This window comes from Photobacterium lipolyticum (genome assembly GCF_003026475.1).
In the GTDB taxonomy this organism is placed as follows: domain Bacteria; phylum Pseudomonadota; class Gammaproteobacteria; order Enterobacterales; family Vibrionaceae; genus Photobacterium; species Photobacterium lipolyticum.
This window is the reverse complement of record NZ_PYMC01000017.1, coordinates 75,209-84,166: the sequence shown is the minus strand read 5'-3', so window position 1 is coordinate 84,166 and position 8,958 is coordinate 75,209. Positions and strand designations below refer to the sequence as shown.

Here is an 8,958-nt window from a genome sequence, read left to right as displayed (position 1 = left end):
GTATCTTTCGATACGGCTCAATGATTTTTACTGATTTTCTGTTTCAACCGAAGTTGAAACGTAAATTGACTGTGCCAATATCATTCCTCTGCAGGAACCATATCGTTCGGTCACTCAGTTCATTGATAAATCTTTTTGACTAATCATTTCACGAGTGCCCACACAGATTGCATGGTCAAATTGTTAAAGAACATACTGAGTGGTTACCAGCTTAAATTGCCGTACTCCGTGTCAGTGAGGCGGCATTATAGAGACTTCGATCACATTGGCAATAGGTATTTAGAAGAAAATTCAAATAAATCACCCGACAGGACAAATAACAGCCAATAGAGGCCAGAGCGCTCAAAAAAAGCACGCCCAGGCTGTTTTTATAGATTGGCCCACGCATTAATACGCATGACTAAATCAATCTCAACCTTGCTCTGACTGTAATTGTGCCAATTCCAGCTCCTTCATTCGGAATTTTTGCACTTTACCTGTCACTGTCATCGGGAACGTCTCAACAAAGCGAATGTATTTGGGGATCTTGAAGTGAGTTATTTGCCCTTGGCAATATTCTCGAATGTCATTTTCAGTAACCGTTTCGCTGGCATGCAGCTGGATCCAGGCCACCAATTCTTCACCATAGTATTCATCAGGAATACCAAAGACCGCAACTTGCTGGATCTTAGGGTGAGAAAATAAAAACTCTTCGATTTCTCTGGGATAGATGTTTTCACCGCCGCGAATAATCATCTCTTTTATTCGCCCGGTAATTTTCACATAACCTTCATCATCCATTGTCCCCAGATCGCCGGAATGTAACCAACCATGCTCGTCTATCGCTTCCTTAGTACCTTTCGTATTGCCATAGTAACCTTGCATCAAGTGATAACCACGGAAACAAATTTCGCCTATCTCACCTAACGGCACGGTTTCTCCGCTTTGAATACTCACCACCTTCACTTCCTGATGGGCTAAGTTTTTACCGACCGTTTCTGTCCGGCGCTCAAGACTGTCATCACGCGAGGTTAAATGAGTAAGTGGCGAAGCTTCGGTTTCACCATAACCAATCAGTATTTCACGGCAATGCATATCTGCCATTACCCGCACCATGAGAGGCGGCGGACAGGGAGCCCCAGCCATGATCCCGGTACGCAAGCTACTCATATCATAGCGGTCAAAATCAGCGTGTTCTAATTCTGCAATAAACATGGTTGGCACCCCATGTACCGCCGTGCATTTTTCACTATCAATAGCATGTAATACCGCTGTGGGATCAAAATGCTCAGAGGGGATCACAATACAAGCACCAACCGAAAAACATAGCAAATTTGCCAAAACCATGCCGAAGCAATGATAAAAAGGCACCGGAACACATAACTTGTCCTGTTCGCTAAAGTGCATGGCTTTTGCGGAAAAGTACGCATTATTGAGAATGTTATGATGGCTTAATATCACGGCTTTCGGAAAGCCGGTAGTACCTGAGGTATATTGAATATTGATCGGATCATCACGGTCCAGGCTTTCAGTAATGCAGTCAATGTCATTATCCGACACTCTTTGACCACCGGCCAAAACCTCCGGCCAGATTTTAAACCCGGCTGCCGGACGCATGGTCTGTTGCGGGTTCTCGGGATCAAAAACAATGACCGCACGTAGGAACGGAAATGCCTTGCAATTTAGCTGGGGGGATGGTTTTTTCAGCTCAGGAATAAGCTCCAGTAACATTGATAGGTAATCACTATCACGAAAGGCCGGGATCACAAACACCCCCTGCACCTCGGAGCATTGCAACGCGTAAGCCAATTCCTTTTTTCGATAAGCCGGATTGATGTTGACTAAGACCATGCCAAGACGGGCCGTTGCCATTTGCAACAGTAACCACTCAAGATTATCAGTAGACCAGACACCAATCCGATCGCCTTTGTGAAAACCGCAACCTACCAAGCCTTTAGCCAGCAAATCGATCTCCTCGGATAATTCTCTATACGTTAATCGCTGGTTTTGGGCTAGTGATACAACGGCTTCCCGTTCAGGATATTGTTGTACAATATTGATAAAGTGCTCAGGAATGGTATTACCGAGCAACGATTGGTTACCGCCACGATGAAAATAACTTTTTGGTGCCATTTCCATAATGCTCACCTCATGTCAGCAAACGAAGGATCAAAGAAAATGAGGAGCCGTCGAAAACAGGGAATAGCGACGGTAAGACATCGCTTTATTTAACCGTTTTTTTGCCAATGCTACAGCGGCATCGCGAGGCAGCATAGATTGCTGATTGACCCGCCTGAGCACCTGCTCGGTATTGCGTCGCACTTTTTCTTCGATTGCTTGAAAGGCTGCCGCCTGAGTTGCGCCACGGTATTCCATCACCGCGCAGATCACCCCGCCCGCATTGGCAATAAAATCAGGAATACATAGCACACCATGCTGATGGAGATATTTCTCAGCTTCTGCGGTGCAGGGAATATTGGCGCCCTGCACTATGACTTTGGTGTTCATATGATGAACATTACCTTTATGGATCACATCCGGCCTAGCCGCCGGGATCCACACATCACATTCAATACCAACCAGATCTTCACCCGTGATTTGGGTCGCGTCATTGTACTCAGTTACAGATTTACCTTCGGTTTTCAGGGTTAACAGTTGTTCTACATCCAGACCATTTTGATTACAGATTGCACCACGGGAATCAGACACCCCCACCAACAACGCCCCCTTATCAACGAGGAACCGACTCACATGCTTACCCACCGCGCCAAAACCCTGCACGACAAATCGCAACCCTTTCACCTTAAACCCGCACTCTTTCGCTACAACATCAACAACTTGAGTTAATCCCCAGCCAGTCGCCCCCAATTTATCGAGGGGGATCCCCCCGAACACATGGGGCAACCCTACTACCCGGCCAACTTCATCCCGGATCCAGGCCATGCACTCTTCATCTACTCCCATATCCGGCGCAAAAATATAGGTCTCTTCATTACGTAATCCTTGGGCAAAAGCACGAATTAACTTTTCCTTATCCGCCTTAGGCATTTTGGGATCGGCACATATCACCGCCTTACCTCCGCCATGGGGCAGTCCCGCGGCGGCATTTTTAAATGTCATAGCCCGGGCAAGCCTGACACACTCTTCCGTTGTGACATCAGCTGCCATACGAATACCGCCGACAGACGGCCCCATCGCCACATTATCCACCACCAGCACCGCTTTTAAGTTCACAGAGGGTTCATACAAATGAATGATCTTAAACGGCCCGAGTTCATCGGAATATTGAAATATCTCGTCCATATTATTTCTTCCGCCAATGACTATTTGTTGTATATAAACCATAGTCACAATTAGCAAAAAATGGGGGGAATAACTGAAATTCCATGGTGTTAAAGTGAAAAATCAGTCAAGCAAAGCCCTCAACATGCCTCTCATCCTAAAAATAAAAGCCCGCTCGATAGCCCCGAATACGATAAAGCCCCAGCTTTCGCAGAGGCTTTGTGATAATCAACAATCAAACACCACAAGCTCGTGCCGAAGATGTACTGGTACTAATAAAATCAAGATCCATTTTTTGATAGCTGATACGCCGTCCGTCATCTAATCCGAGGGTATCGAATCCAAATGCATTATTATTGCTGCTTGTGGCAGCATTACCTTCTTGCCGTCAGAATCTTACGGCTTATTTATCGATCAAGTGTGACGCTTAATATAAATATCGCCCTTAAACAAGCAGCAATATTAAAATGAAAAAATATGCAATCGGTTGATATTGGCGTTGGATTGTTTCATTTTTTTACTAATCGAATATCACTAGAATCAAAAATTAGTATTTTCAGCTACTTAAAGACAGATATGCAGGCAGAGTTTCCAGCAAAAGCACATCAAGCAGCAATACCCGCCACAAGAAAGCCAATTTGCAAAATCAGCATCTAAACCCACTTTCGTAAGTGGTTTCACCATGTAATACCAGGCGAATAAATATACGGTACTTTTATAATAGCGTTTTATTGCTAGCGCAGTGTGGATTAGTATCCATTTCCTCTAAACATAATAAGACAATAGTATTTCGTATGGCAATTTGGAACGCCATAAAGGAATGTTACACAGGGAATGGGGCAAGTCATGAAGTTTAACTTGATGCTATTTACCATGGTATCTGCACTGATATCCAATGGCATACATGCTGAAGAACAAATTCAGAATGCTCCCTCACAACACAATAAATGGGGAGCGTCTATTGGGATTGATTACAGCAGAAATGGTTATGAGGATAGCAGCTACCTCGCAGACCGTAATTTGTCGGCTACCGCGACCATTAATTATTATCTAAATTCAGATACAAAATTCTCGACAATTGTCTCAGGAAGACATAGCTATGACGGTGAACGTGGAGAGTTTTGGAGTGATATTTGGTTAACCGCAACAAGATATAATCTATGGAACCCGACAGACACCATTTCCATGTCAAGTGGTGCGCGAGTTCTTATTCCAGTCTCGAAAAATTCGATAAAAAATGATCTAAATACCGCAATAAGAGGCAATCTTAAGTTCTCTTTTTCGCTAGATCATGTCATCGAAGGGCTTTTGATCAGTGATTCTATTCGACTTCGAAAAAACTTCCACCAATACACCACTGCCGGTGCCCATCCATTAGAAGAGTATCGCGTCAGCAATTTATTTGCGGTCGAATACATCCCTAATAAATGGTTCTTCAGTACCAACTTGGTGAGCTCGAAATCATGGAGCTACCGTGGAAAAAGTTATTCACCGGAGCTGACTCATTCGGCAGAGATGGGATACCAATTTAACAAGGAATTTAGTTTGGCTGTCGGTCTAACAAATAGTGCCACGTATTACGATCCCGATAGGGGACCTAATCCGCTCGAAAATCTATTTGATCTCGGAAGACCTACTTACTACATCACACTAAATTACGACCTTTAATCATATTTATATGGTGAACACAGCATGTATAAGAAATTAGCAATTGCAGCCTTAGTGAGTATTGCACTCTATGGCTGTGGCGCAGAAGAAAGAAGTTATGACACTCTTCCTCGAGCACAAGAACAGATAGTGAAATCATCACTCGATACAGAATCATTGTGGCTATATATGCCATCAACGGGTGCTACACCTCGTTATGCGGCAACCCAGCGCGGTTTTTTCCAGGGTACGCCAAAACTCGTTAAACTTCGCTTTGATAAAACCAATGGTATTGTCGCAGAAGAAGTCGACCGAGATACCATCGAACCGGATAAAGATAGCCGCTACACAGCTATCATCAATCAGGCGCCGGTACTGAAGATCCCTGGCACTTTCGAGCAATACCGTTGTGCTGAAGATGACTATGATGAATGTACCAACAAAGAAGAACTCAACGAAGATGCCGATTTAGACTGGAAGGAAACCACCCACTTTACCCCTGACTATGCTGGGGTTGAGTCTTTGGCCGTAGATACTGTTGATGCTTGGTGGACAGCTGATAATGTTGAAGAGACAGCTGAACCTCGCGTGATCAGCTCAATATATGATCCGAAAAAGGGCGTGTTAAACATTGAGGTTGAGCGTACCTTCACAGCCAGCCCTGATGATGCCTACGATTTTGGTGGAAACTTAGAAGACCTCTCTTTTAAAACTCGTTTTTTCTATTCCATGGTACAACTCGACAAGTTAACTAGTGATGATTACCAGACAGTTCAATATCCGGGCCGTGACTCATCTAAATTCGGCTTCTTCAACGATGAAAAAGAACAGCGCTCACTGACTGGTGAAATCGGTTTACAAGGGCAAAAATTCAATTTACTTCATCGGTTTAATCCGGATAAACCGTCAATCGATTATTACTTAAGTGATAGTTATTTCGATAAAGCCGGCAAGTTCTACCTTGACATTACGCTCGAAACCATTAATCAAATGAACAAAACGTTGGCAGGTACTGGTGTTCCACCTATCAAAATCGTTAACCCAACGAAAAAAGCAGGTGTTCATACCGGCGACTTACGTTATAACGTATTAAATCTAATTACCGACCCGGTCGACAATGGCCTACTGGGTTATGGCCCATCAGCCACAAACCCACTTACCGGTGAAATCGTTCACGCTCATGTAAATCAATACGCCGGCGTGATCCGTTCTACCTCTCGACGCATGTGGGACGAATTGGTTATGCGATATAATCGCGCAGAGATTGAGCGGCCTGATGAATACAAACCAGAAGAGCCATTAGATACTGCCAATATTCCTAGCGAGACAGGTGCTTCGATAGCCGATAATAGATCTTCTATATTCGCATCAGGAACACCAATAGCCACACAACCAGTAGTTAGCCATGAGCCTCGATTTATCAATGGCAAACCTCAATGGCTTTCACCAGAACAACAGGAAGAAAATAGCTTCAGCAAATCTGCTGCCCACTATACTGAGCAGCTCGATAAAATGGCGGCACAAAACATGTACGCCGAAGAGTTCATGTGGGTTAGTACTAAGTCAAAAGGCTTAATCAAAGGCATCGATTATCTTGCTGGTAAGTATTTTGACAATACCGAACTTGATAATAGTGCATCGGATTATGCGGACAAAGCCAATAAAAAGCTAAAATCTTGGACTCAGCTGTCCAAAGACCAGCAACAAGAAGTTAGCGATGCAATTACTGAGCACATGTTCAAATCAACCCTCGTGCATGAATTTGGCCATAACCTAGGCTTACGCCATAACTTTATGGGGTCAATGGATAAAGCGAACTTCTACCAAGATGACGAAGTGTCGAAGCTTGGCTATGACAAAATGCCGGCCTACAGCTCCGTAATGGACTATGGTGCTTCGATTTTTGACGAACTGCCAACCTACGGTAAATACGATATCGCCGCACTTCGCTATGGTTATCGCCGTCAAGTTGAGGTTAATAGTACTGATGATACCGCTAGCTCGACATTTATGAGCTTAGAAAATATCGACGAAAAGCTACGTCTTGATCACCAAGCCTATCCACTAGGTGCAATCGATCAGCTACAAAAAACGATTGCAGTAGAAATGCCTGGAACAGCGCTGAAAGACTATCGCTATTGTACTGACGAGCATGTAATCAGCACGACAAACTGTAATCGCTTTGATGAAGGCACCAATGTATTAGAGCTGACGAAGTTCCGAATTCAGAAATATTGGGATAACTATGATCTAATCAACCGCCGTAATGGCCGCGATAAATTCTATGACTTTAGACTGCATTATTACTCATTCAGCCTTTTGCAGCAGTTCTCCGAAATACGAGATGTTATTGAAGATCTGGGGCGCATTGATAATTTCCTAGCCCAGACAAAAGGATCTGAAGATAGTTACGGAAGCAGCGTCACTGATTATTACATCAATTTCTGTAGCCAATCCTCAAACAAAGCTAAAAATGAAGTATGTAATACCTTTGATGCGAGTCTTCTTGCAGCAAACTTCTTTATTGATGTGTTAAACAAGCCTGATAAAGTTTGTGAAGTTGAAGTAAGCACAACTAATGACGGTATAATTAATAGTTTTATCCCGTTATCAGATATCTGGAAACGCTTCGGTCCAAACTTACAGAACAAAACTGACTTACCATTATCCTGTTTTGATGACGATCTTGTTGCCACCATGGCTCAGGACTACGAACCAATCAAAGTTCTTTCCGAAACGAGAGATGGACGTTCTCTAGCCAACATGCGCGCCAACAACCCATATCAAAGCTCGGCAAATGCAGTCGACCTTCTAGGGGTCTGGCCCGACAAGCTACTGGCAGCACAAATGCTGGTTAAGCGTAGTGGTTATTACTATAGCAGCCAGGACAGATCCAATATGGCGCTAATTGATATATCCAGTCCCTACCTGAGTACACAAGGCACACCACAGAAGCTGAAAACCTATTTAGGCTACCTCGGGTTTGGCATGGATTCTTTCCCTGATCCAATCTTTGTTGATAAGGATGGTAAACGTACATCAACCGTTAAACGCTACGTTCCTAATATCAAACGCGCTGTCGATGTTCCTGAATATTTAGTTGGTTTGAAGAGATACTTCCAACTATCTAAAAAAACAGTTACCCCAATGTTTGCAGCCCTACTTAGAAACGTGGTCGCATATGGCTCAGCTAAAGAATATGGATTAGCCGATAGTTCGCAAGAACTGATCGACGATATTACCCTAACCCAGCCAAGTTCGAGCAGAGATGAAAATGACAGCTTTGAATTTAGTCTAAAAACACGACGATATCTTATAACCCGGAGAAACGGACTTGCCAAGCGCATGGCAGAGAAAGCCCTGCTTATCAATGGCCACCAAGAGAAGTTAGAACAACTTAGAAACGCTAACCCACGCACCAAGCGTAATTTGGATACTAGCGGCCTAAAAAATATCAACGACTTCAAGTTGGTAATGCTAAGAGATACGACTGCATTAGGTATTCTGAAAAAGGCACCGCATTTTGAGTCCTTATTCAGAGCTCGACCATTTCCACCAGCACCGGCCAAGTTTTCTTTTGACAAGGAGAACAACTGTTACTCGCCAGCCGAAGATAGCAGTCGTTGCCACACGAAAGAAAACTTACTCGCAGCATGGAATACAATCCGCAACTATAAAGATGACAACCCTGAGTATTTGGAAACATTGCTAACAGATGCCGAGAGTTACTCGACATATATTGCAGATGAAATTTCAAAGATCCCTGAAGATGCAGATATTTACGATATCGACCCTGAAGTCATTTGGTTGTGGGAAAACCACGAATATCTTCAGTATCGCTATGCCCTAGAGCAACTGCCGGTCTTGTAAGAAACTTCAATAAATCATAACCAAGCCCGGAGATCTTCGATATCCGGGCTTTACCCATAGCGAACCAAGTTCAACGGTAATACCTGAATTGAAATATCTGTATGTCGACACCTCACCTCTCGATACGCAGCGGCCCATTTTATAATGTTTTACACATATCACTTGTGCTGTAAGCGTCTG

General features: G+C 43.7%; 4 protein-coding genes. 2 read left to right on the top strand and 2 right to left on the bottom strand.

Annotated elements, in window-relative coordinates; genetic code table 11:
* Window positions 1-411: 411 nt before the first annotated feature.
* The gene (locus C9I89_RS18680) at window positions 412-2,118 is read right to left on the bottom strand and encodes an AMP-binding protein (RefSeq protein WP_107284830.1); all 1,707 of its coding nucleotides are present in this window, start codon (window positions 2,116-2,118) and stop codon (window positions 412-414) included.
* A 30-nt stretch (window positions 2,119-2,148) separates the two neighbouring features.
* Window positions 2,149-3,282: a Glu/Leu/Phe/Val family dehydrogenase gene (locus C9I89_RS18675; protein WP_245905524.1), complete on the bottom strand. Its 1,134-nt coding sequence runs from the start codon at window positions 3,280-3,282 to the stop codon at window positions 2,149-2,151.
* Between the two features lie 825 nt (window positions 3,283-4,107).
* Between C9I89_RS18675 and C9I89_RS18665 the strand changes: the two genes are divergently transcribed.
* Window positions 4,108-4,929: a hypothetical protein gene (locus C9I89_RS18665; RefSeq protein ID WP_107284834.1), complete on the top strand. Its 822-nt coding sequence runs from the start codon at window positions 4,108-4,110 to the stop codon at window positions 4,927-4,929.
* A 24-nt stretch (window positions 4,930-4,953) separates the two neighbouring features.
* The gene (locus C9I89_RS18660; protein WP_107284828.1) at window positions 4,954-8,778 is read left to right on the top strand and encodes a zinc-dependent metalloprotease; all 3,825 of its coding nucleotides are present in this window, start codon (window positions 4,954-4,956) and stop codon (window positions 8,776-8,778) included.
* Window positions 8,779-8,958 lie beyond the last annotated feature (180 nt).

Bases quoted from the DNA above. Each gene is read 5' to 3' on its own strand.
- C9I89_RS18660 (WP_107284828.1), top strand. From the start codon at position 4,954: ATGTATAAGAAATTAGCAATTGCAGCCTTAGTGAGTATTGCACTCTAT.
- C9I89_RS18680 (WP_107284830.1), bottom strand. From the start codon at position 2,118: ATGGAAATGGCACCAAAAAGTTATTTTCATCGTGGCGGTAACCAATCG.
- C9I89_RS18665 (WP_107284834.1), top strand. From the start codon at position 4,108: ATGAAGTTTAACTTGATGCTATTTACCATGGTATCTGCACTGATATCC.
- C9I89_RS18675 (WP_245905524.1), bottom strand. From the start codon at position 3,282: ATGGACGAGATATTTCAATATTCCGATGAACTCGGGCCGTTTAAGATC.